23 protein-coding genes are annotated in these 20,829 nt (G+C 69.2%); 21 read left to right on the plus strand and 2 right to left on the minus strand.

Features of this window, described 5'->3' with window-relative positions; all coding sequences use genetic code 11:
• Positions 1-3 precede the first annotated feature (3 nt).
• The 15 genes from F1643_RS09355 to F1643_RS09420 all read left to right on the plus strand — a co-directional run bounded on the left by F1643_RS09355 (position 4) and on the right by F1643_RS09420 (position 10,354).
• Positions 4-519: a hypothetical protein gene (locus F1643_RS09355; protein ID WP_194912737.1), complete on the plus strand. Its 516-nt coding sequence runs from the start codon at positions 4-6 to the stop codon at positions 517-519.
• Positions 516-1,328: a 4Fe4S-binding leucine-rich repeat protein gene (locus tag F1643_RS09360; protein WP_194912739.1), complete on the plus strand. Its 813-nt coding sequence runs from the start codon at positions 516-518 to the stop codon at positions 1,326-1,328. Before F1643_RS09355 ends, F1643_RS09360 begins: the two co-directional genes overlap by 4 nt.
• A 29-nt stretch (positions 1,329-1,357) precedes the next feature.
• Positions 1,358-1,684 carry a nitrogen fixation protein NifZ gene (locus F1643_RS09365; protein WP_014248515.1) on the plus strand — a complete coding sequence of 109 codons (327 nt, stop codon included), beginning with the start codon at positions 1,358-1,360 and terminating at the stop codon, positions 1,682-1,684.
• 32 nt (positions 1,685-1,716) lie between these two features.
• Entirely contained in the window at positions 1,717-2,022 is a 306-nt protein-coding gene (locus F1643_RS09370) for a nitrogen fixation protein NifZ (RefSeq protein WP_194912740.1), read from the plus strand.
• On the plus strand, positions 2,022-2,885 hold the full coding sequence (locus F1643_RS09375) for a cysteine desulfurase family protein (RefSeq protein WP_255542584.1): 864 nt from the start codon (positions 2,022-2,024) through the stop codon (positions 2,883-2,885). The genes F1643_RS09370 and F1643_RS09375 overlap by 1 nt, the downstream gene beginning before the upstream one ends.
• Complete coding sequence (locus F1643_RS22770) at positions 2,882-3,190, plus strand: aminotransferase class V-fold PLP-dependent enzyme (RefSeq protein WP_370540546.1); 309 nt, start codon at positions 2,882-2,884, stop codon at positions 3,188-3,190. Before F1643_RS09375 ends, F1643_RS22770 begins: the two co-directional genes overlap by 4 nt.
• Before the next feature lie 39 nt (positions 3,191-3,229).
• Complete coding sequence (gene nifT / locus F1643_RS09380) at positions 3,230-3,439, plus strand: putative nitrogen fixation protein NifT (RefSeq protein ID WP_194912741.1); 210 nt, start codon at positions 3,230-3,232, stop codon at positions 3,437-3,439.
• A 5-nt stretch (positions 3,440-3,444) separates the two neighbouring features.
• The gene (locus F1643_RS09385) at positions 3,445-3,729 is read left to right on the plus strand and encodes a hypothetical protein (RefSeq protein ID WP_014248519.1); all 285 of its coding nucleotides are present in this window, start codon (positions 3,445-3,447) and stop codon (positions 3,727-3,729) included.
• The gene (locus tag F1643_RS09390; protein WP_194912742.1) at positions 3,730-4,944 is read left to right on the plus strand and encodes a DegT/DnrJ/EryC1/StrS aminotransferase family protein; all 1,215 of its coding nucleotides are present in this window, start codon (positions 3,730-3,732) and stop codon (positions 4,942-4,944) included.
• Between the two features lie 51 nt (positions 4,945-4,995).
• Positions 4,996-5,883 (plus strand): SIR2 family protein, encoded by an 888-nt coding sequence (locus F1643_RS09395; protein ID WP_194912744.1) that lies wholly within the window; start codon positions 4,996-4,998, stop codon positions 5,881-5,883.
• 287 nt (positions 5,884-6,170) lie between these two features.
• Positions 6,171-7,214, plus strand: a complete 1,044-nt coding sequence (locus tag F1643_RS09400) for a lipid A deacylase LpxR family protein (RefSeq protein WP_194912747.1) — start codon at positions 6,171-6,173, stop codon at positions 7,212-7,214.
• 83 nt (positions 7,215-7,297) lie between these two features.
• Positions 7,298-7,864: a septation protein A gene (locus tag F1643_RS09405; RefSeq protein WP_194912750.1), complete on the plus strand. Its 567-nt coding sequence runs from the start codon at positions 7,298-7,300 to the stop codon at positions 7,862-7,864.
• A 119-nt stretch (positions 7,865-7,983) separates the two neighbouring features.
• Entirely contained in the window at positions 7,984-8,325 is a 342-nt protein-coding gene (locus tag F1643_RS09410; RefSeq protein ID WP_194912752.1) for a twin-arginine translocase TatA/TatE family subunit, read from the plus strand.
• Positions 8,326-8,521: 196 nt separating this feature from the next.
• Positions 8,522-9,688: an SPOR domain-containing protein gene (locus tag F1643_RS09415; RefSeq protein ID WP_370540547.1), complete on the plus strand. Its 1,167-nt coding sequence runs from the start codon at positions 8,522-8,524 to the stop codon at positions 9,686-9,688.
• A 267-nt stretch (positions 9,689-9,955) separates the two neighbouring features.
• Positions 9,956-10,354 carry a response regulator transcription factor gene (locus F1643_RS09420; protein ID WP_194912755.1) on the plus strand — a complete coding sequence of 133 codons (399 nt, stop codon included), beginning with the start codon at positions 9,956-9,958 and terminating at the stop codon, positions 10,352-10,354.
• Here the strand turns inward: F1643_RS09420 and F1643_RS22775 are convergent.
• Entirely contained in the window at positions 10,258-11,406 is a 1,149-nt protein-coding gene (locus tag F1643_RS22775; protein WP_255542585.1) for a hypothetical protein, read from the minus strand. The two genes, F1643_RS09420 and F1643_RS22775, sit on opposite strands and share 97 nt — an antisense overlap.
• On the opposite strand from F1643_RS22775, the gene F1643_RS22780 reads away from it, so the two are divergent.
• The 6 genes from F1643_RS22780 to F1643_RS09450 all read left to right on the plus strand — a co-directional run bounded on the left by F1643_RS22780 (position 11,396) and on the right by F1643_RS09450 (position 19,617).
• A complete protein-coding gene (locus F1643_RS22780; protein WP_255542586.1) occupies positions 11,396-12,535 on the plus strand; it encodes a PolC-type DNA polymerase III in 1,140 nt (379 codons plus the stop codon). The genes F1643_RS22775 and F1643_RS22780 overlap by 11 nt on opposite strands.
• Positions 12,532-12,747, plus strand: a complete 216-nt coding sequence (locus F1643_RS09430; RefSeq protein ID WP_194912779.1) for a hypothetical protein — start codon at positions 12,532-12,534, stop codon at positions 12,745-12,747. Before F1643_RS22780 ends, F1643_RS09430 begins: the two co-directional genes overlap by 4 nt.
• A gap of 8 nt (positions 12,748-12,755) precedes the next feature.
• Positions 12,756-15,512 carry a sensor histidine kinase gene (locus F1643_RS09435; protein WP_194912756.1) on the plus strand — a complete coding sequence of 919 codons (2,757 nt, stop codon included), beginning with the start codon at positions 12,756-12,758 and terminating at the stop codon, positions 15,510-15,512.
• 249 nt (positions 15,513-15,761) lie between these two features.
• Positions 15,762-17,432, plus strand: coding sequence for an ATP-binding protein (locus F1643_RS09440; RefSeq protein ID WP_194912757.1), 1,671 nt, complete (start codon positions 15,762-15,764; stop codon positions 17,430-17,432).
• 71 nt (positions 17,433-17,503) lie between these two features.
• Complete coding sequence (locus F1643_RS09445) at positions 17,504-19,225, plus strand: PAS domain-containing sensor histidine kinase (protein ID WP_194912758.1); 1,722 nt, start codon at positions 17,504-17,506, stop codon at positions 19,223-19,225.
• Positions 19,222-19,617, plus strand: a complete 396-nt coding sequence (locus F1643_RS09450) for a response regulator (protein WP_194912759.1) — start codon at positions 19,222-19,224, stop codon at positions 19,615-19,617. The genes F1643_RS09445 and F1643_RS09450 overlap by 4 nt, the downstream gene beginning before the upstream one ends.
• Before the next feature lie 53 nt (positions 19,618-19,670).
• Here F1643_RS09450 and moeB read toward each other — a convergent pair whose 3' ends face one another.
• The gene (gene moeB / locus F1643_RS09455; protein WP_194912760.1) at positions 19,671-20,828 is read right to left on the minus strand and encodes a molybdopterin-synthase adenylyltransferase MoeB; all 1,158 of its coding nucleotides are present in this window, start codon (positions 20,826-20,828) and stop codon (positions 19,671-19,673) included.
• Position 20,829: the final 1 nt, after the last annotated feature.

Here is a 20,829-nt window from a genome sequence, read left to right on the forward strand (position 1 = left end):
GCCATGCTGGACGAGGTGGATGAGGACTGGCTCGCCCGCCGCTACTACGGCGGGGATCTTCCGCCCGAGGCGGAACGTTGCCTGCATCTGGCCGCCGCCAGCTATGCCGATGGCGAGGCGGCGCTCGCCCATCTCGCCCGCGCGGCGGAGGTTGCTCCCGGCCATCGCCTCGTCGATCTCGGCCATTACAAGTTCCACTTCTACAAGGCCAATCTCGACCGGGCGCTGGTCTATGGCGAGCGCATGATCGGCCACGCCATGGCCGCGCTCGGCGTCAACCACACCGACTGGCGCGCCGTCACCCCGGCCACCGCCGATTTTCGGGGGCTGGAGCCGGCGCCCCGCCTGTTCCTGTTCGCCCTGGTCGCCATCGGCTATCTGCTGCTGCGCACCGGCCGGCTCGACGCCGGGCGGGAGGCGCTGGGCAAGGTCCGCGACCTAGACCCCGACGACCGCTTCGGGGCATCCCGCCTGATCGCCATCGCCGACCAGCATGAGCATGAGGAAGCCGGCGCATGAGCGACGACATCCTAGAATCCCTGGACTGGCGCGGCGAGCCGGTGGACTGCACCGGCTGCGACCACAAGGAGCGCCGGCTCGACCCGGATACCGCCGCCCTTCCTGCGGGCGGCAAGCTGACCGGCCATTGCCTGCCGCTGAAGGCCTGCGTGCAGGACCGCTACGCCAAGCGCATCCAGCGCTTCTTCGAATGGAATCCGGACCTCGCCGCCGGCCATCTCGGCCATCCCTATTTCGAAGTGCGGGCGAACGCGGCCCGCTTCGCCCCGATCTTCCAGCTTCCACGGCTGATGAACGACCCGGACGAGACGGTACGCTCCGTCCTGGCCCGCCGCCTGCCGCGCCGGCTGTTGCTGAAGCTGCGCGACGACCCCGACCGCGAGGTGCGGATCGCCGTCGCCGCCCGGCTGGAGGATGCCGACCTCGCCCCGCTGATGCGCGACCCCGACTGTTCGGTGCGGCTGCGCGTGGTGCGGCGGATCCCCGACGGCATGCTGCCGGCGATGATGCATGACGAGGACCCGGAGGTTCGGGTGGAGGTCGCCCGCCGCCTTTCCATGGACTGGCTGCCCAGCCTCGCCTGGGACGACAGCCCGCGGGTGCGGCTGGTGGTGGCGCAGCGGCTGCCGGCGTCGAAGCTGCATGTGCTGCTGCAGGATGCCGACTGGATGGTCCGCCTCGCCGTCGCCGGGCGGATCGACGCCGGGCAACTCGGCCCCCTGCTCGACGACCCGGAGGAGGAGGTCCGCGCCATCGCCCGCCAGCGCGCCGCCGGGCTCACCATCGCCAACGATCTCCCGCCCCTCTAGCAGCCATCAACGGACGGAGCGCCAGCACCATGACCGACATCGAAGCCGCCGCCCCATACCGCCGCGAGCGCGCCCGCAGCGCCGAGGATGCCAACGAGCTGGTCGGCCCGCCGGTGCTGGAACAGGGCTTCAAGGTCAAGGCGCTGCGCGACGTGCGCAACGACGGGACCTATCCCGGTCGGCCGGTCGGCGACTTCCTGATCCGCGAGGGCGATGTCGGCTACGTCATCTCCATCGGGACCTATCTGCAGATGTACTACATCTATGCCGTTGATTTTTATGAAAAGCGGGTCGTCGTCGGCATGCGCGCGCGCGAGCTGGAGGTGATCGACGCCCACTGCAACGACCCGCAATGAACACTGGTCCACACCTGATAAGGAGCCTCGCGATGTCCGACGTCGAAGCCGCCGCCAAGCCCGGTTTCATCCCGCCGCGCGAACCGCTGTACGACTGGGGCCTGCGGGTCACGGTGCAGGAGGACCTGCTCAACGACGGCAGCCACCCCCAGGTGCCGGACGGCGCGCTGCTGGCGCCGAAGGGCACGCCGGGCGTGATCGTCCGCGTCGGCCGCACCGAAGAGGGCGGCCTGCCGGTCTATCTGGTGGAGTTCCCCGGCGGCACCGTCGTCGGCTGCCTGGAGGAGGAAATCGTCCCGGCCGACGGGTCGCGGCGCGGCGTGCCCGGTGTGATGTGATGGCTGGGGGTGATGCGATGACGATCTACCTCGACAACAACGCCACCACCGCCCTGGCTGCGGAAGTGCGCGACGCGATGATGCCGCACCTGTTCGGGGGTTTCGCCAACCCGTCCAGTCCCCATTCCGCCGGCATGGCCGCCCGCCGCGTGGTGAGCGAGGCCAAGGCGCAGGTCGCGGCCCTCATCGGCGCCAAGCCGGCCGATCTGGTGATGACCGGCAGCGCCACCGAGGCGACACACGCCGCCATCCTCGGCGCGCTCCGCGTCATCGAGGAGACCGACCACCGCCGCGACCACATCGTCACCACCGCGGTGGAGCATCCGGCGACGCTGGCCCTGTTCGGCGACCTGCGCCAGCGCGGCTGGCGCGTCACCATCCTGCCGGTAAACCGCGACGGCCTGCCCTCGCTGGTCGATCTCGCCGCCGCGGTGACGGAGGCGACGGCGCTGGTCTCCATGATGTGGGCCAACAACGAGACCGGCGTGCTGTTGCCGGTGGAAGGCGCGTCCGCCATCGCCCATGCCCATGGCGCGCTGTTCCACAGCGACGCGGTGCAGGCGGCGGGCCGGGTGCCGGTCGATTGCGGCATCGCCGATTACCTGACGCTGTCCGCCCACAAGATGCACGGGCCGAAGGGGGTCGGCGCGCTCTATGTCCGCAAGGGCGCGCCCTTCCACGCGCTGATCCACGGCCATCAGGAACGCCGCCGTCGCGGCGGAACGGAAAATGTGCCGGGCATCGTCGGCTTCGGCGCCGCCGCGTCGCTGGCATCCCTCTGGCTGGACGAAGCGGACCTGATCGCCTTCCTGCGCGACCGGCTGGAGCAGGCATCCTCGCCCGCTGGCCCGGTGCCGCGGTGAACGGCGCGGGTGCCGCCCGGCTGCCCAACACCAGCAACATCCGCTTCGCCGACGGCCGTGGCCATCCGCTGGATGCGGAGGAGTTGCTGATGCGGCTCGACCGGGCCGGGATCGCCGTGTCGATGGGCGCCGCCTGCTCCTCCGGCGGCAACGAGCCGAGCCATGTGCTGACCGCCATGGGGCTGAGCGGCGCCCAGGCCGCCGCCAGCCTGCGCTTTTCGCTGAGCCGCTACACCACCGCGGCGGAGGTGGACGCCGTCCTGTCGGAACTGCCGGCCCTGCATGCCCGGCTGGTCGCCGCCTGAGACAAAAACGAATCAGAACAACAGGATGGAGTGCCGGTGATGAAGGTGATGATCCGCAAGGCGTCCGAGCAATACACGATCTACGTCGCCAAGAAGGACCTGGAGGAACCCATCGTCGAGATGGAGAAGCCGGGTCTGTGGGGCGGCTGGATCAAGATCGCCAACGGCTGGACGCTCGATCTGCCGGAGATGGCGGCGGATACCCGCCTGCCGATCACCGTAGACGCCAAGAAACGCGGAACGGAGTGACGCCCATGGCCCTGTCTCCCGAACGCATCGACAGCATCGCCACGCTTGCCGGCCGGCTGTTCGCCGGTGGCGGCAAACTCGACGCCGTGGTCCGCGGCGTGCGCGAGGCCAACCCGGACCTGAAGACCGTCACCGGCGCCATGGCCGCGGTGATGGCGGAGGATCCCTTCCGGGAGGAGGCGGGCTTCGACCTGCATCTGGTGGACGGCAACAACCACTGCTGGCTCATCACCGACAAGCCGGAGCTTGCCACCGGCGTCGTGATCGCCCAACGGGACGAGGACGAGTGAATGAGCGATGCCGCCGCAGCCCTTCCACATCCCTCCCCCGCCGCCGACGACGAGGTTGACGACTACATCCCGCTGACCGACCCCGACATCTCGGGCGCGGAGGTCGAGATGCTGGGCCGCCTGCTGTCCTCCGGGGCCTTGAGCGACGGACGGATGGTGCGGGCGTTCGAGGATGCCTTCGCCGCCTATGTCGGCCGCGACCATGCGGTGGCGGTGTCCAGCGGCACCATGGCGACGCTGCTGATGCTGAAGGGCTATGGCATCGGCGAGGGGGACGAGGTGCTGTGCAGCCCCTTCGGCTGGCATCAGGTCCAGCATGCGGTGGCGCTGTCCGGCGCCACGCCGGTGCTGGTCGACATCGACTATTGGCAGCACACCATCAACCCGGAAAAGGCGGCGGCACTTGTCACGCCCAAGACCAGGGCGATCCTGGCAGCCAACGTCAACGGCCACCCCGCCCATTGGGACGAGCTGCGCGCGCTGGCCGACACCAAGGGGCTGATCCTGCTGGAGGATTCGACCGAGGCCATCGGCTCAACCTACAAGGGCCAGATGGTCGGCACCTTCGGCGACGCTGCGGTCTTCGATTTTTCCGAACCCGGCATCCTGCTGGCCGGCGAAGGCGGCATGATCGTCACCGACGACCGCGACCTCGCCCACCGGCTGCGCTACATGCGCCGGCGCGAGACGGAGCACCGCAACACGGTGGTCATCACCCGCACCCTGCCCTGGCAGACGGGGATGAGCGATCTGAACGCCGCGCTCGCCCTGGTCCAGTTGAAACGCCTGCCGGAGATCCTGACCCGCCGCAATCTGGTCATCGCCTATTACGACGCGGCGATGGCGAGCTTCGAGGGGATCAAGCCGCCTTATCGCGGGCCGGGGGCCGAGGTGGTCAACCCGATGGTCTATTGCGTCCATCTCGGCACCCGCTTCACCGCGTCGGGGCGCCGGTCGATCATCGAGGATCTGGACACCCAGGGCATCGACGCCAGCGATTACGGCCAGCCCTTGCACACCCAGCAATATTACATCGAAGCGCTGGGTGAGGACCGGGCCGGCCGCGGCGCCTGCCCGGTCTGCACCAAGACGGCAGACCGTGTGCTCGCCCTGCCGCTGCACCGCAAGATCACCCGCGATCAGGTCGCTTTCATCGTGGAAACGCTGAAGGACGCCAGCGTCAACACCGGCGCCGGCGCCGCGATCTATCTCTAGAAAATCAGGCTCTAGAAAACCAAGCTCTAGAAAACCAGGGAGAAGCCTTCCATGACCGACACCACGCTGGCAACCGATTCCGACTCCGTCACGGTGCCGGACGCCGCGGCGGCGCTGGCCGATATCGCTGCGGCGCTGGCGGCAAGGCAGGTGGTGCCCTATCTCGGCCCCGGAGCCTTCGCACTGCTGCCGCCCGACCAGTGCCCGATCCCGCGCAATTCGGCGGAACTGGTGCAGCGCCTGAACGCCAAGGTCGCAGCCCCCGGCCGCATCCGCTCCAACCTGACCGCCGTCGCCCAGTTCATCGAGACGCGCAAGCACCGCAAGACGCTGGAGGCCATCCTCAACGAGATCTTCCGCCAGCCTGTGCCGGCGACCCCCGTCCACACGTTGCTTGCCGCGATCCCGGCCCCGCCCCTGCTGGTCGACGTCTGGTACGACAATGTCCTGGACAGCCTGCTGAGCGCCGCCGCCGACCGGAGCTGGGGCCAGATACAGGGTGTGTCGCACCCGCAATCGACCGGCGAATGGGTGCGCTACTACGCCCCCGACGGTGCGGAGACGATGGCCGATGCGGCGGCCGGCTGGGACACCGTGCTCTACAAGCCGTCGGGCGCGGTGACGCCGGCCGGCAACTATCTGATCTCCGACAGCGACTATGTCGAGATCCTGACGGAGATCGACATCCAGACTCCAATCCCCGCCGTCGTGAAGGAGCGCCGGGCGGGACGCCATTTCCTGTTCCTGGGCTGCCGCTTCGACCACGAGATTCAGCGCACCTTCGCCCGGCAGATCGCCAAGCGCTCCTCCGACAGCCATTGGGCGGTGATCCCCGGCGAGCTGTCGAAGAACGAAGCGCGCTTCCTGGCGCTGCATGGGATCAAGCGGATCGACATGACGCTGGACGAGGCGGTGGAGGGCTTGCGGGCACAGGCATGAGGGTTTGGTGTCGGCTGGCGAATGCCCCCACCTAGCCTCCCCCGCTGGGCGGGGGAGGGACTGCCGCTACCCTGCCAAACAAGCACTTATCCCCTCCCCCGCCCAGCTCTCGCACAAAGCTATGCTTTGTGCTGACGCGGCAGGCGGACCGTAGGTCCGCTGAGAGCGGGGGAGGGTTGGGGTGGGGGCAATCGAAGCCAACACCCCTACCCCCAAAGAAGCCGCACCGCATCGCAACAGACTCCCCCTCCATCCGTTACCCTGCGAAACGGATGGAGCGTGCCGGAATGGCGACGAACAGCGGCCCCACTTTGGCCGCAGCATTTGCGACCCTGCTGCTGACCGCAACGGGGACAAGCGCGCAGGAAACCACCCCGCCGCCGGGCGACGCGCCCGCGGCTTCCGGCCCCGCCATCGGTTTCTGGATCGACAACGACCTGTTCGGCGGCGGGACCGACCGCTACTACTCGAACGGCTTCCAGTTCTATTATTTCTCCGGCGCGCGGCCGACCTACGGCAGCATCGACTGGCTGGCAAACCTCGTTCCCTGGATCGAGCCCGGCGGGGTGCGGCGCTACGGCTTCGCCTTCGGCCAGAACATCTATACGCCGAGCAACCTCAAGGTCCGCAATCCGGACCCCGACGACCGGCCCTATGCCGGTTGGCTCTATGGCCGGGTGTCGGTGCTGAACGAGGCGCCGCGGGCGGTCGACCGCATCGACCTCGACCTCGGCATGGTCGGACCGTCCTCGCTGGCCGAGCAGACGCAGAAGACGGTCCACAAGATCGTCGGCGGCGCCACCTATCCGGAGGGCTGGAATTACCAACTGCGCGACGAGCCCGGCGTGGTGCTGAGCTATGAGCATGTCTGGCGCGGCGAGAAGCCGAACGCGCTGGGGCCGCTGGAATGGGATTTCAGCCCCCACGTCGCCGGCAGCCTGGGCAACGTGCTGACCTTCGCCGCGATGGGGAGCACGGTCCGGCTGGGCGGCAACATGCCGCCGCCGGTCGGCGCCCTGGTGACCCGCCCCACCTCCAGCATCCCCTACCAGGACTCCCCCTATTCGGAGCGGCCGGGGCGCTTTTCCTGGTACGTCTACGCCAGTGCCGAGGGACGGGCCGTCGCGCGCAACATCTTCCTGGACGGCAACACCTTCCGGGAAAGCCGGTCCGTCGACAAGCATCCCTTCGTCGGCAGCGTGCAGGCCGGGCTGACGCTGCGCTACGGCCGCTATGGCCTGACCTATGCCCAGACCCTGCAGACGCCTGAGTTCCGCGGGCAGAAGTCGCTGACCAATTACGGCTCGCTCCGGCTGTCGGCGCAGTTCTGAGCGGCCGCCATCATCCGTCCGAATGCCCCGCCCGCCACCATTCGCCCCTTTCACGGGCGGCCGGTTCAGGCTATGTGAGGGGTATGAACCAGTTCGCACGCCTGGCGATCGAGGCCGGTCCGCTGGCCGCCTTCTTCGTCGCCAACTCCCAGGCCGGCATCATGACCGGCACCGCGGTCTTCATGGTCGCCATCACCATCGCGGTCGCGGTGTCGTGGCGGCTGGAACGCCGCATCCCGATCATGCCGGTGGTCGGCGCAGGCTTCGTGCTGCTGTTCGGCGGCCTGACCCTGTGGCTGCAGGACGATCTGTTCATCAAGATCAAGCCGACCCTGGTCAACCTGCTGTTCGCCGCGGTGCTGTTCGTCGCCCATGCGATGCGGCGCAACGTGATGAAGCGGCTGCTGGGCACCGTGCTGAGCCTGTCGGACGACGGGTGGCGGACGCTGAGCATCCGCTGGGCCTGGTTCTTCCTGGTCCTGGCCGTGCTGAACGAGGTCGTGTGGCGGAACTTCTCCACGGACATGTGGGTGAACTTCAAGGTGTTCGGCATCATGCCGCTGACCCTGGTGTTCAGCGCGTTCCAGGCGCCGCTGATCATGCGCCACCAGTTGCCGGAAGAACCGGCGGAAAGCGGGCCGGCCGCCTGAGGGCGCCGCCTTTATCGGGTTCCTTCGGCGCTCGCCTCTTGTGCGGCGCGGAAGGGGCACTCACATTGGTGGCGACCGCGACGTCGTCCGCTCCGACCGATTTGCAGAGGTATTGATCGATGGGCAGTTTCAGCATCTGGCACTGGTTGATCGTTCTGGTCATCGTGCTTCTCCTGTTCGGCGCCGGCAAGCTGCCCAACGTGATGGGCGACATCGCCAAGGGCGTGAAGGCCTTCAAGTCCGGCCTGAAGGACGAGGAGGACGAGACGCAGGCGGCTCCCGCCCAGACCGCAGCCCAGGCCCCGCCCGCCGCGATCAACCCGGCGCCCGTCCAACCTGCCGCCCAGCAGCCGGTCACGCAGGCTCCGGTGCCCCCGGCCGCGTCCTCGACCGTCCACCCGACGCCTCCCACCGCCACCCAGCCGCACCCGGTCGATCCGGCCAAGCCGCATCAGGGCTGACCGGCACCGCGGGACGGCAGCCCCTTCTTTGCATCGCCCGTCCGCCGGGCGCGACCGCATGGCGGTTTGATGGGGCGGTAAAATACGATAAAGAGAAGGGGCTTTCCGCAGCCGGTCCGTGTTCCGCGGAACGGCCGCCGGAAGGCCCCTCTTTGTTTCCAGCCGGCCCGCCATGACGGGCAAGCGCAGGTCGACCGTGACGCTCAAGCCACCGCCCCGGCAGGCTCCCACCCTGTCGACACCGACGTTCAAGGACGAGATGAAAGCAAACGGCAAACCTTCCGAGACTCCCCCGCCGGAGAACGAGGACATCGCCAAGCTGCTTCGTGCCCTGAACGAGGATCTGCACGCCGAGCAGCAGGACGAGGTCGAGGACGACGAGGAAGAGCCGGCAAGCCGCAGCCTGCCGCTGGGCAAGATCGCGCTCGCCCTGCTGGCGGCGGGCGGCATCGCCGTCGGTGTCGTGTATCTCGGATCGGGCGACCCGGAGCCGGTGACCACGGCGGCCAACACCTCCTCGCCGATGGTGCCGGCCCCGGCCATCACCCGCGCGCCCCAAAACGCCACACAGCAAAACGCTGCGCCGTCCAACGCGGCACCGTCCGGCGCAGCGACCAACAGCGCGCCGGCCGCAGCCGTCACGCCGCCGGCACAGACACCCCCCACCCAGGCAGCCCCGGCAACACCGCCGGCCGCGTCCGCCGCCCCGCCGCCGCCGGTCGCCGCCCTGCCCGCCAGCCCGCCGCCGGTGCTGAAGGTGCCGGAACCGCCGGCCGTCCCGGCCACGGCGCCCGCCGCCGCGCCGAAGCCGCGCGCCACGGCCCCGGCCGAAAGCGCACCGCCACCGGCCGCCCAGAAGCCGGAAGCCGCCAAACCCGATACCGTCAAGCCTGATGCTGCCAAGCCGGAGCAGCCGGCCGCCGGCGGGCCTGCCGACACCGGCTCCCTCCAGGCGATGCTGGCCCCGCCGAAGGAAGCCGCCAAGCGTCCGCCCGCCGCTGCCTCCCCCGCCGCGACTCCGGCCGCCCCGCCGGCTCCCCCGGCCACGGCATCTGTGCCTCCCTCCGCCAATGGCGAGGCGAAGCCCCCGGCCAAGGCCGCCACCCCGCCGGCTTCGATGCCCGCCGGGCGTTATACCGTGCAGGTCGGGACCTTCTCGGTGACGGCGAACGCCGATTCGCTGGCGCAGCGGCTGCAGGGCGGCGGCTTCCAGGCCTATACGGTGGACTGGACCGACAACTCCAACCGGTCCTGGCGGGCGGTGCGCGTCGGCGGATTCGCCGATCAGACCGCAGCCAAGCGCGAGGCGGAACAGTTGAAAACGAAGATGGGGCTCAACCCGGTCGTGATCACAGCCCGCTGATCCCCTGACGGACCGGCGGAGGCGCGATGCCGGTCCTTTCCCTGCGACAACCTGTCATGCAAGCGATGGCCCGGCGGCGACATTTGGTCGCGGCCGGGCTTTTTCTTGTGCCACCCACCCCCGTTCTTTGGTCGGGGGAGCCGGGAGTGCCGCTTGATCCCCGCTTGTCTTTGCTCGTACCATGGACATTCCAGGGCACGAATGCATTGCCCCGGCCACAAATTTGGGAAGCCGGCAGCAGACCGGCGCACCGGAGGACGCCCCGCCATGAAGTCGACCATCCTGGTCGTCGACGACGAACCCAGCATCGTCCTGTCGCTCCAGGTCCTCATGCAGCGCGCCGGGTTCGACGTGCGCATCGCCCGCGACGGGGACGAGGCGCTTCGCTCGGTGGAGAGCTTCACCCCCGACCTGATCCTGCTCGACGCCATGATGCCGAAGCGCGACGGCTTCGACGTGTGCCAGACCCTGCGGACCAACCCGGCCTGGAAATCCCTTCCCATCATCATGCTGACGGCGCGCAGCCGCGACGTCGAACGGCAGAAGGGGCTGGCGCTGGGCGCCACCGACTACATCACCAAGCCATTCTCCACCCGCGACCTGCTGACCACCGTCCGCCGCCATCTCGGCTTGCCGGCGGCCGGAAGCGTGGAGCCGGCGCCGTGACCGGGTCCGTGACCACCCCTGCCCCACAGCCCCGGCGGATCGTCCCGCTGGCCTTCCGTGCCGCCGGGCTGGGGCTGGTGGCGCTGTCGGTCGGGCTGGCGATGGCGGTGCGCGGGTCGGATGCCGCGGATCCGCTGCTGACCTATGCCGTGGTGATGACGGCGTCCTGCGCGGCGGCGGTGTGGGGGCTGTGGCTGGCGGTCGACCGCTACCTGCTGCGCGCTGCCGAAACGCTGGGGCGGGAGGCCGGGCTGATCGCCCACGGCAATGCGGAGGGCGCGGTCGGCGGCCGGGTGCCGCTGGCGCGCTACGGCGACCTGCAGCCGATCGCCCGCGCGGTCAACGACCTGTCGGACAAGCTGGCCCAGGTCCGCCGCGACATCGCCCGCACCGTCGCCGAGTCGACCGCCAAGGCGGAGGAGCAGAAGACCCAGCTCGCCGCCGTGCTGCGCGACCTGCATGAAGGCGTCCTGGTCTGCAACACCCGGCACCAGATCCTGCTCTACAACCAGACCGCCCTCGACATCCTGCACCTGACCGGGGAGCTGGGGCTCGGCCGCTCGCTGCTTCATTTCGTGGTGGCGGAGCCGCTGACCCACACGCTGGAACGGCTCTCCTTGCGGGTGCGCGAAGGCCGGCACATCAATCACGAGCACGGCACCACCGCCCAGTTCGTCGGCGCCACCACCGACGGCCGCATCCTGCTGGAAGGCCGCATGAGCGCCATCCTGCAGGACCCCGACCCGGGATCGGACGAGCCTCCCGTCATCACCGGTTATGTGCTGACCCTGTCCGACGCCACCAGCGAACTGGCGGCGCTGGGCCAGCGCGACGCCCTGCTGCGCGAGGCGACGGAGGGGTTCCGCGCGCCGATCGCCAACCTGCGTGCCGCGGTGGAGACCCTGTACGACGCGCCGGACCTCGGCCCCGGCGACCGTGCGGCCTTCGAAAGCTCGATGCTGGACTCCTGCGACAGCCTGTCCCGCCGGCTGGAGCAGGTGACCGCCGCCTACCGCAAACGTCGTCACCGGCAGCTGGCCGATGAGCGACATCCACTCCAACAACCTGATCAACCTCGTTGCCCACCGGGTCGGGACCGAATCCCCCACCACGGTCACGCTGACCGGCCTGCCGCAATGGGTGCATGGCGACAGCCACGGGCTGGTCCTGTTGTTCGCCTATCTGATCGAGAAGGTGCACGGCCTGACCGGCGCCACCGCCTTCGACCTGGAGGCCGCCGGGCCGCAGGACGGCGACCGCTGGGTCTATCTCGATCTGGTGTGGGAGGGGCCGGCGGTGCCCAGCGCCACGCTGGACGGCTGGCTGGACCAGACGCTGCCGGGCGGGCTGGGGGGCCTGAGTGCCGGCGACGTGCTGCAGCACCACCGCAGCACCGCCTGGAGCGAGCCGCTGCCCACCGCCGACGGGACCGCAACACGGGCACGGCTGCGCGTGCCGCTGCCGCCGGCGCAGTCGCCGCGCTCCGCCCAGCCGCGGCCACGGGCCGGCGCCCGGCCGGAGTTCTTCGACTTCGGGTTGCTGCACCAGCCGCTGGCGACCAGCGAGCTTGGCCGCACGCCGCTCGACCGGCTGCATTACGTCGTGTTCGACACCGAGACCACCGGCCTGTCGCCCAGCACCGGCGACGAGATCATCCAGATCGCCGCGGTCCGCGTCGTCGGCGGGCGCATCCTGACCGGGGAGACCTTCAACACGCTCGTCGACCCGAAGCGGCCGATCCCGCCGGAGTCGGTCCCCTTCCACGGCATCACCGACGGCATGGTCGTGGGCAAGCCGACCATCGACGCCGTGCTGCCGCAGTTCCGCGGCTTCGTCTCCGGTGCGGTGATGGTGGCGCACAATGCCGCCTTCGACCTGAAATTCCTGAAGATGAAGGAACGGGCGGCGGGTGTCGCGTTCGATTGCCCGGTGCTGGACACCATGCTGCTGTCGCGCATGCTGCTGGGCAATGACGGCGACCACACGCTGGACGGCATCGCCGAGCGGCTGGGCATCGAGGTGGTCGACCGCCACACCGCGCTGGGCGACAGCCTGGTCACCGCCGCGGTCTTCCTGCGGATGATCGAGATGCTGCGCGAACGCGACGTGCGGACGCTGGACGACGCCATCCGCGGCGCCAACATCCTGGTCGAACTCGCCGCAAGGGAACGCGCCTTTTGAGCGCGCCGGCCCGCGACGAACAGCCCGCGCCCCGCCGCCGCGAGCGCATGGCCGGGCTGTTCCTGCTGGCCGCCGTGCTGTTCAGCCCGCCGCTGCTCGGCCTGTTCGGGGTGGAGGGCACGGTTCTCGGGGTGCCGGCCCTCTATGCCGGGGTCTTCGGCGTCTGGGCTGTGGTGATCCTGCTGGCGGCGCTCGCCGGCCGGACCCGATAGGGGGCGGCATGGAGGTCGGGCTCGATTGGGGCACGGTCCTGGTTGCAGCGCTGGCCTACCTGTCCGCCCTGTTCGCCATCGCCCATTGGGCCGACCGGCGGCAGGCGGCGGGACGCAGCGTCATCGCCTCGCCCACCGTCTTCGCCCTGTCGCTGGCGGTCTACTGCACGACCTGGACCTTCTACGGCTCGGTCGGGCGGGCGGCGACGCTGGGGATCGGCTTCCTGCCGGTCTATCTCGGCCCCACCCTGCTGATGCTGCTGGCCCCGCTGCTGCTGCGCAAGATCCTGCGCATCGCCAAGGCGCAGCGCATCACCTCCATCGCCGATTTCCTGTCCAGGCGCTACGGCCACAGCCCCCTGCTGGGCGGACTCGTGGCGCTGACCGCCACCATCGGCGTCACCCCCTACATCGCCCTGCAGTTGAAGGCGGTCGCCGTCAGCTTCGACGCGCTGACCGGCGGCGGGCTGGAAACCACTCATGCCCTCTTCCTCGACCAGGGGTTCCTGATCGCCGCGGTGATGGCGCTGTTCGCCATCGTCTTCGGCGCCCGCCAGATCGACGCGGCGGAGCATCACCCCGGCATGGTCGCGGCCATCGCACTCGAATCGCTGGTGAAGCTGGTCGCCTTCCTGGCCGTGGGGATTTTCGTGGTCTGGGGCCTGCACGGCGGGTTGGACAGCCTGTTCGCCGCCGCCACTGCCCGCCCCGACCTCGCCCGGCTGTTCGGCGGCGACATCGCGCTGGAAGGGGCGGCATCCGGGGTCTGGGTCACCACCACCATCCTGTCGGCGGCGGCGATGCTGTGCCTGCCGCGCCAGTTCCAGGTGATGGTCATCGAATCGGTGGATGAACGCCAGCTGGACCGTGCCGTCTGGCTGTTCCCGCTCTATCTTCTGCTGATAAACCTGTTCGTCCTGCCGGTGGCGCTGTCGGGATTGCTGACCTTCGGCGGGCGGGTGGACCCCGACCTGTTCGTGGTCGCCCTGCCCCTGCATGGCGGGGCGGAGTGGCTGGCCCTGCTGGCCTTCCTCGGCGGATTGTCGGCGGCGGCGGGGATGATCGTGGTGGAGACGGTGGCGCTGTCCACCATGCTGTGCAACGACCTCGTGGTGCCGGTGCTGCTGCGCTTCCGGCCGGCGGCGCTGGCGCGCTCGGCCGATCCGGCGCCGCTGCTGCTGATGGTCCGGCGGGTCGCCATCGTCGCGATCCTGCTGTTCGGATACGGCTATTACCGGCTGGCGGGATCGGCCTATGCGCTGGTGTCGATCGGGCTGATCTCCTTCGCGGCGGTGGCGCAGTTCGCCCCGGCCCTGATCGGCGGGCTCTATTGGCGCGGAGCGACCCGGCGCGGCGCCGTCGCCGGGGTGGCGGCCGGCGCGCTGGTCTGGGCCTACACGCTGCTGCTGCCCAGCTTCGCGCGGTCTGGATGGCTGCCCGCCAGCTTCATCGCCGATGGGCCGTGGAGCATCGCGGCGCTGCGGCCCTATGCGCTGTTCGGGCTGGAGAGCTGGGACCCGCTGGCCCATGCCCTGTTCTGGAGCGCGCTTGCCAACATCGGCGCCTATGTCGGGCTGTCGCTGTTCGACCGGCCCGACGCGGCGGAGCGGGCGCAGGCCGCCGCCTTCGTCGATGTGTTCGAACCGACCTCCGCCGCCATGCCGCCGACGTCCCCGGCGGATTGGCGCAACGCCGCCAGCGTCGGCGATCTCGCCCGCGTCGTTGCCCGCTTCCTCGGGCCGCAGCGCGCCGAGCAGGCCTTCGCCGGTGCCGACCCGGACGAGCCGGCGGGGCCGGAACGGCTGCGGCTGGCCGAACGGCTGCTGGCCGGCGCCATCGGCGGGGCTTCGGCGCGGGTGGCGCTCGCCTCCTCCGTCTCCGCAGGAGCGGTGGAGGCGGCGGAGCTTCTGCGCATGCTGGACGAGACCAGCGACGTCATCGCCCACAGCCGCCAGCTGGAGATGAAGACGGCGGAGCTGGAGCGCGCCACCGACGCGCTGCGCGCCGCCAACGACCGGCTGACCGAGCTGGACCGGCTGAAGGACGATTTCCTGTCAACGGTGACTCACGAACTGCGCACGCCGCTGACCTCGATTCGCGCCCTCAGCGAGATCCTGCACGACGATCCGGACCTGGAAGCCGAACAGCGGCAGGAGTTCCTGGCCGTCATCATCAAGGAGAGCGAGCGGCTGACCCGCCTGATCAACCAAGTGCTCGACATGGCGAAAATCGAAGCCGGCGCGCTCGACTGGCGGATCGAGGCCATCGATCCGGCCCTTCTGCTAACCCAGGCGGTCGCGGCGACCGAGGCGCTGTTCCTGGAGCGCGGCATTGCCCTGTCGGTGGACATCCCCGGCAACCTGCCGCCGGTGCGCGGCGACGAGGACCGGGTGATCCAGGTGGTGGTGAACCTGTTGTCCAACGCAGCGAAATTCACGCCCACCGGCGGCCGGACCCGGCTGGAGGCGAAGCTGGACGGGGACACGCTGCGAATCGCGGTTATCGACAGCGGCCCCGGCGTGGCGCGGAAGGACCGCAACATCGTGTTCGAGCGTTTCCGTCAGGCCGGCGACATACTGACGGGCAAGCCGGCCGGCACCGGCCTGGGACTCGCCATCGCCAAGCGCATCGTCGAGCATCTGGGCGGCCGGATCGGGGTGGAGGACGCCCCCGCCGGGCTGGACGCCGAATCGGGCAAGGGAGCCACCTTCTGGTTCACTCTGCCCCTTGCGGAAGCGCAGGCGCCGCAGGGAGCCGCCGGCTGACCGGCAATGTCTCAATCACAACCATCTCGCCGCATTGCAATCCCGTGTTATCCTGCCCGCCGACCGTGCGTGATAATCGATTGGGGGCTTCCCGTCATGCAGCCTGATCCCGGGTTGGGGCCACAGTGCCATACAACCGATGGGGCACCGTACGCCACGGTGCTTCCCGTTCGGGCGATCCGCGCTTATGGTGTGGCGCCCGGATCCGGTTGCGGCACGGGTCGGGCGGGTTGGCGGTAGGAAGGCGGGATGGGAAAGATTCTGGTTGTCGACGACGAGAGGGACGTCGAAACGCTGATCATGCAGCGTTTCCGTCGCGCCGTCCGCGCCGGTGAACTGGAGTTTCTGTTCGCCCATGACGGGCAGGAGGCGCTGGAAACCCTGCGCGCCCGGCCCGACATCGACATGGTGCTGAGCGACATCAACATGCCGGGGATGGACGGGCTGACCCTGCTCGACCATCTGCCGCAAGTGAATGCCGACATCCGCGCGGTGATGGTCTCCGCCTATGGCGACCTGGGCAACGTGCGGGCGGCGATGAACCGCGGCGCCTTCGACTTTATTATCAAGCCCATCGATTTCAGCGATCTGGAAGCCACCATCCACAAGACGCTGGAGGCCTGCCGCGCCGTGCGGCGGCTGCGTGACGCGCTGCAGGAGACGCGGACGGCCGAAGCGGCATCGCGCGCCCAGGCCGCCCGCCTGCGCCGGGTGCTGGACGGCAGCCCCATCGGCGTGTCGATCATCACCGAGACCGGCGAGCTGCTCTACTGCAACCAGCGCTGCACCGACCTCTTCGGCGTGCCGGCGGAGGCGATGCACGAGCGCTGCTCCCCCACCCTGTTCCGCCATGTGCGGGAAAGGCTGCCCGACCGGCCGCCCGGGGCTGCGCCCGCGTCGGACGAAATCCATTACGTGCGCGAGGATCGGCGGACGGTGTGGATGGCGCTGTCCGTCGACCGCACCACTTACGAGAACCAGCCGGTCTTCATCGTCTGGCTCTACGACATCACCGAACGCAAGGTGCAGGCGGAGGCGCTGCGCAGCGCCAAGGATTCGGCCGAACAGGCGCTGGCCGACCTGGAGCGCATGCAGTCCGACCTGATCCGGGCGGAGAAGATGGCGGTGATCGCCCAGCTGATCGCCGCGGTCGCGCACGAGATCAACACGCCCGTCGGCATCGCGCTGACCGCCGCCACCCACCTGCAGACGGCGTCGGAGGCGATCATCATGACCTTCAAGGGCGGCCAGCTGCGCAAGAGCGACTTCCAGGACTATGTCGGCACCGCCAGCGAGGTCTCCACCCTGCTGGTCGCCAACATCGAACGCGCCGCCGCCCTGATCCAGAGCCTGAAGCTGGTGACGGAGGGCAAGGCCAGCTCGCCGCGCAGCAGTGTCGGCCTGCGCGACTACCTGTCCGACATCGTGCTGGCGGTGCAGGTGCAGCCGGCGGCGGCGGGACACCAGCTGTCGCTGGACTGCCCGGACGGGCTGGCGCTGGACACCTATCCCGGCGCGCTGACCGAGGTGCTGCTGGCCCTGCTGACCAATGCCTTCGCCCACGCCTTCGAACAGGAGCCTGCGATCGCCGCCATCGGCGCGGATGCCGGGGACGGGATGCCGGAGGATGCAGCCGCCGACCGCCGCCCCGGCGGCAAAGTCACGGTTTCGGTGCGGATGCTGGGGGAGGACCGGGTGGAGCTGCGCGTGTCCGACAACGGCCGCGGCATCCCGGCGGACATCCGGCCGCGGCTGTTCCAGCCCTTCACCACCACCCGCCGCGGTGCCGGCAGCATGGGGCTGGGGCTCTACGCCGTGTTCAACCTGGTCACCGGCAAGCTCGGCGGCGAGATCGACATCGACAGCGAGGTCGGCCGCGGAACCAGCGTCCTCCTGCGGCTGCCGCTGGATGCTCCCTGATCCTGCCGCCCCCTGATCCTGCCCGGTAAGCGGCAGAAGCCCTGTGGACGACATCTTCGGGATCCTTGCCCATGCACGACAAGACCGATCTGCTCCGATCCCTGCCCCCGCTGTCGTCCTATTCGCCGGAGGAATCGGTGGCGCACTCGCTGGACCGGGCGCGGCTCTACCATGACCAGCTGGTCGCGGCGATGCCGGGCCTGATCGTCCATCGCGACGGCGTGATCCTCCATTGCAGCGGCACGCTGGCCCGCCTGCTGGGCTACGAGTCGGCGGAACAGGTGATGGCCCTGCCCGATGTCATGACGCTGGTCCCGGAAGATGCCCATCTGGCGGAACGCAACGCCTATGCCCGTTGCCTGCAGGGTCCGACCCAGCCGCTGGCCCGCCGCATCAAGCGCCACCGCGCCGACACCAGCATCCAATGGTTCGACCAGTTGCTGGAGCCGGTGGCCTGGGGTGGTACGCCCGCGGTGATGGAGATGCTGACCCAGATGCGCCCCGAGGCCGCCAATGCCGAGGTGCCGCATCAGGGGCAATTGCTGCAGGCGGCCATCGACGCCATGCCCAACGGCGTGCTGATGCTGGACCGCGACCTGCGGCTGGAAGGGGCCAACAGCGAGTATTTCCGGCTGTGGGACTATCCCCCCGGCATGTTCCCGCCCGGCACCCCGGTGGCCGAGACGCTCCATTACAATCACCGGCGCGGCGATTACGGCGACGTCCCCTGCGAGGAGACGGTGGCGGAGCTGTGCACCCGCTTCCTGGTCAAGGGCGTCATCAATTCCGAACGCCAGGTGCCGACGAACGGCCGCATCCTTGACATCCGCACCGCTCCGCGCGCCGACGGCGGCTACGTCATCACCCAGCACGACATCACCGACCGCAAGCGGATCGAGGATGAACTGCGGGAGGCCAAGGAGCGGGCCGAAGCGATCCTGAAAGAACTGCGCGAGACCCAGCAGCAGCTGATCGTGCAGGAGAAGATGGCATCGCTCGGCCAGCTCACCGCGGGCATCGCCCACGAGCTGAAGAACCCGCTGAACTTCGTCAACAACTTCGCCGAACTGTCGGGAGAGCTGCTGGACGAGATGCTGGCGCTGCTGGAACCGCTGAACGACCATCTGGACGACGCGACCCGCGCCGACGTGGACGATCTGGTCGACAGCCTGCAGAGCAACCTGCGCAAGATCGCCGACCATGGCCGGCGCGCCGACAACATCGTCAAGAGCATGCTGGCCCATTCGCGCGGCGGCGGCGGCGAATGGCAGACGACCGATCTGAACGCTTTGGTGGAAGAGGCTCTGTCTCTGTCCTACCACGCCGTGCGCGCCCAGGACCGCAACTTCAACGCCACGCTGGAGCGTCGATTCGCCGCGGATGTGGGTGAGGTGAAGCTGGTTCCGCAGGACATGTCGCGTGTCCTGGTCAATTTGTTCACGAACAGCTTTTACGCCGTCCGCAAGCGGCAGTTGACCTGTGGCGACCCGGTTTATGAACCGACGCTGACGGTGACAACCGAAACAAGAGGAACTGAAGTTTCCATACGGATTCACGACAATGGCGTCGGCATGCCACCCGCCGTGGTCGACAAGCTGTTCACGCCTTTTTTCACCACGAAGCCGACCGGCGAAGGAACCGGCTTAGGCCTTTCACTCAGCTATGACATCGTGGTACATCAGCATAGGGGCCGTTTCGACGTATCCAGCATCGAAAACGAGCATGCCGAGTTTACGATCACGCTGCCACGAACCGTGACGGCAATGTCGCTAGGGGAGCGCCGGAAGTCATGACCCTGGGAATCCTCGTCGTCGATGACGAACCGGATATCGAGGATCTGTTCCGTCAGCGCTTTCGCGCAGAATTGCGCCGTGGAGAACTGGCCCTTCACTTCGCCTCTTCTGCGGAGGAGGCACTTGAAAGCTTGAACACCGGCCTGCAACCGGAAGCTGTTCTTGTCCTGAGCGATATCAATATGCCCGGCATGAGCGGTCTCGACTTCCTGCAGCGCCTCCGCGCGGACGCTCCGCAGGTGCCGGTCATCATGGTCACCGCCTATGGCGACACCGAAAACCGCCGCCGCGCGCTGGACATCGGCGCGACAGAGCTCGTGACCAAGCCCGTCGATTTCGTCGCGCTGAAGAAGCTGGTCCAGAACGTCATCGTCCAGAAGACGGCGGCCTGAGCGCAGGCTTTCGCCTGCCCCGGCCGGAGAGGGGGCGGACACCCCCGCACCGTTCACCCCGCACAGACCGCCGCGATGTCGCTCAACTCCGGCCGTGCGCCCGCCGAACAGGACGGACAGTCCGGATCGACCGGAACCGCGATCTCGTTGAACTCGCCGCGCAGGCCGTCATAGAGCAGCAGCCGGCCGGCCAACGGTTCGCCGAGACCGAGCAGCAGCTTGATCGTCTCGGCCGCCATGATGGTGCCGATCACGCCCGGCAGCACACCCAGCACGCCGGCCTCGGCGCAGGACGGTGCGTATTCGGCCGGCGGCGGTTCCGGGAACAGGCAGCGATAGCAGGGCCGCAGCCCCGGCGCGGCGCCGCCGAACACCGACACCTGCCCTTCGAAGCGGAAGATCGCGCCATAGACGTTCGGCACGCCCAGCCGCAGGCAGGCGTCGTTGACCAGATAGCGCGTCGGCAGATTGTCGGACCCGTCGACCACGACATCATGGTCGGCCAGCAGGTCCAGCACATTGGCCGCCTCCAGCCGCGTGTCGTGCGACACCACCTCGATGGTCGGGTTGAGATCCAGCAGTGCGGCGCGCCCGCTCTCCACCTTGCGCTGGCCGAGCCGGCTTTCGGCATGGAGGATCTGGCGCTGCAGGTTGCTGCGCTCGACCCGGTCGTCGTCGATCAGGGTCAGGCGCCCGACCCCCGCGGCGGCGAGGTAGAGCGCGATGGGCGAGCCCAGCCCGCCGGCACCGATCAGCGCAACGCGGCTGCGCAGAAGCCTGTGCTGCCCAGCCTCTCCCACCTCCGGCATGGTCAGGTGGCGGCGGTAGCGCTCGCGCTGGGCGGCGTCGAGCTGCGGCGGCACCTCCACCGGCAGACCCGCGGCCTTCCAGGCGGAGAAGCCGCCGACGACCGACCGCACATCCCCGTAGCCCAGCCGCAGCAGATCCTCCGCCGCGAACAGCGACCGGGTGCCACCGGCGCACAGCAGCAGCAGGGGACGCGCCGGGTCGGGCGCCTTCTCCTCGATCCGCAATTCCAGGAAGCCGCGCGGCAGGCGCAGCGCCCCGGCGGGGCTGCCGGTCGCCGTCTCCTCGTCCTCGCGGACATCGACCAGCAGGGCACCCTCCCGTTGCAGGGCGAGCGCATCGGCAGCGGTCACTTCCGCGATGCGGGCGCGCAGATCGGCAAGGCGGCGGTCCTTCAAGCTCATG

The sequence above is a fragment of the Azospirillum sp. INR13 genome, from assembly GCF_015390205.1.
Taxonomy (GTDB): domain Bacteria; phylum Pseudomonadota; class Alphaproteobacteria; order Azospirillales; family Azospirillaceae; genus Azospirillum.

What these genes read in the sequence shown, in the direction of transcription:
- nifT (WP_194912741.1), top strand. Translation starts at nt 3,230, where the DNA reads ATGAAGGTGATGATCCGCAAGGCGTCCGAGCAATACACGATCTACGTC.
- F1643_RS09410 (WP_194912752.1), top strand. Translation starts at nt 7,984, where the DNA reads ATGGGCAGTTTCAGCATCTGGCACTGGTTGATCGTTCTGGTCATCGTG.
- moeB (WP_194912760.1), bottom strand. Translation starts at nt 20,828, where the DNA reads ATGAGCTTGAAGGACCGCCGCCTTGCCGATCTGCGCGCCCGCATCGCG.
- F1643_RS09385 (WP_014248519.1), top strand. Translation starts at nt 3,445, where the DNA reads ATGGCCCTGTCTCCCGAACGCATCGACAGCATCGCCACGCTTGCCGGC.
- F1643_RS09390 (WP_194912742.1), top strand. Translation starts at nt 3,730, where the DNA reads ATGAGCGATGCCGCCGCAGCCCTTCCACATCCCTCCCCCGCCGCCGAC.
- F1643_RS09375 (WP_255542584.1), top strand. Translation starts at nt 2,022, where the DNA reads ATGGCTGGGGGTGATGCGATGACGATCTACCTCGACAACAACGCCACC.
- F1643_RS09365 (WP_014248515.1), top strand. Translation starts at nt 1,358, where the DNA reads ATGACCGACATCGAAGCCGCCGCCCCATACCGCCGCGAGCGCGCCCGC.
- F1643_RS09395 (WP_194912744.1), top strand. Translation starts at nt 4,996, where the DNA reads ATGACCGACACCACGCTGGCAACCGATTCCGACTCCGTCACGGTGCCG.
- F1643_RS09440 (WP_194912757.1), top strand. Translation starts at nt 15,762, where the DNA reads ATGGGAAAGATTCTGGTTGTCGACGACGAGAGGGACGTCGAAACGCTG.
- F1643_RS09420 (WP_194912755.1), top strand. Translation starts at nt 9,956, where the DNA reads ATGAAGTCGACCATCCTGGTCGTCGACGACGAACCCAGCATCGTCCTG.
- F1643_RS22780 (WP_255542586.1), top strand. Translation starts at nt 11,396, where the DNA reads ATGAGCGACATCCACTCCAACAACCTGATCAACCTCGTTGCCCACCGG.
- F1643_RS09435 (WP_194912756.1), top strand. Translation starts at nt 12,756, where the DNA reads ATGGAGGTCGGGCTCGATTGGGGCACGGTCCTGGTTGCAGCGCTGGCC.
- F1643_RS09360 (WP_194912739.1), top strand. Translation starts at nt 516, where the DNA reads ATGAGCGACGACATCCTAGAATCCCTGGACTGGCGCGGCGAGCCGGTG.
- F1643_RS09400 (WP_194912747.1), top strand. Translation starts at nt 6,171, where the DNA reads ATGGCGACGAACAGCGGCCCCACTTTGGCCGCAGCATTTGCGACCCTG.
- F1643_RS22775 (WP_255542585.1), bottom strand. Translation starts at nt 11,406, where the DNA reads ATGTCGCTCATCGGCCAGCTGCCGGTGACGACGTTTGCGGTAGGCGGC.
- F1643_RS09370 (WP_194912740.1), top strand. Translation starts at nt 1,717, where the DNA reads ATGTCCGACGTCGAAGCCGCCGCCAAGCCCGGTTTCATCCCGCCGCGC.
- F1643_RS09355 (WP_194912737.1), top strand. Translation starts at nt 4, where the DNA reads ATGCTGGACGAGGTGGATGAGGACTGGCTCGCCCGCCGCTACTACGGC.
- F1643_RS09405 (WP_194912750.1), top strand. Translation starts at nt 7,298, where the DNA reads ATGAACCAGTTCGCACGCCTGGCGATCGAGGCCGGTCCGCTGGCCGCC.
- F1643_RS09450 (WP_194912759.1), top strand. Translation starts at nt 19,222, where the DNA reads ATGACCCTGGGAATCCTCGTCGTCGATGACGAACCGGATATCGAGGAT.
- F1643_RS09445 (WP_194912758.1), top strand. Translation starts at nt 17,504, where the DNA reads ATGCACGACAAGACCGATCTGCTCCGATCCCTGCCCCCGCTGTCGTCC.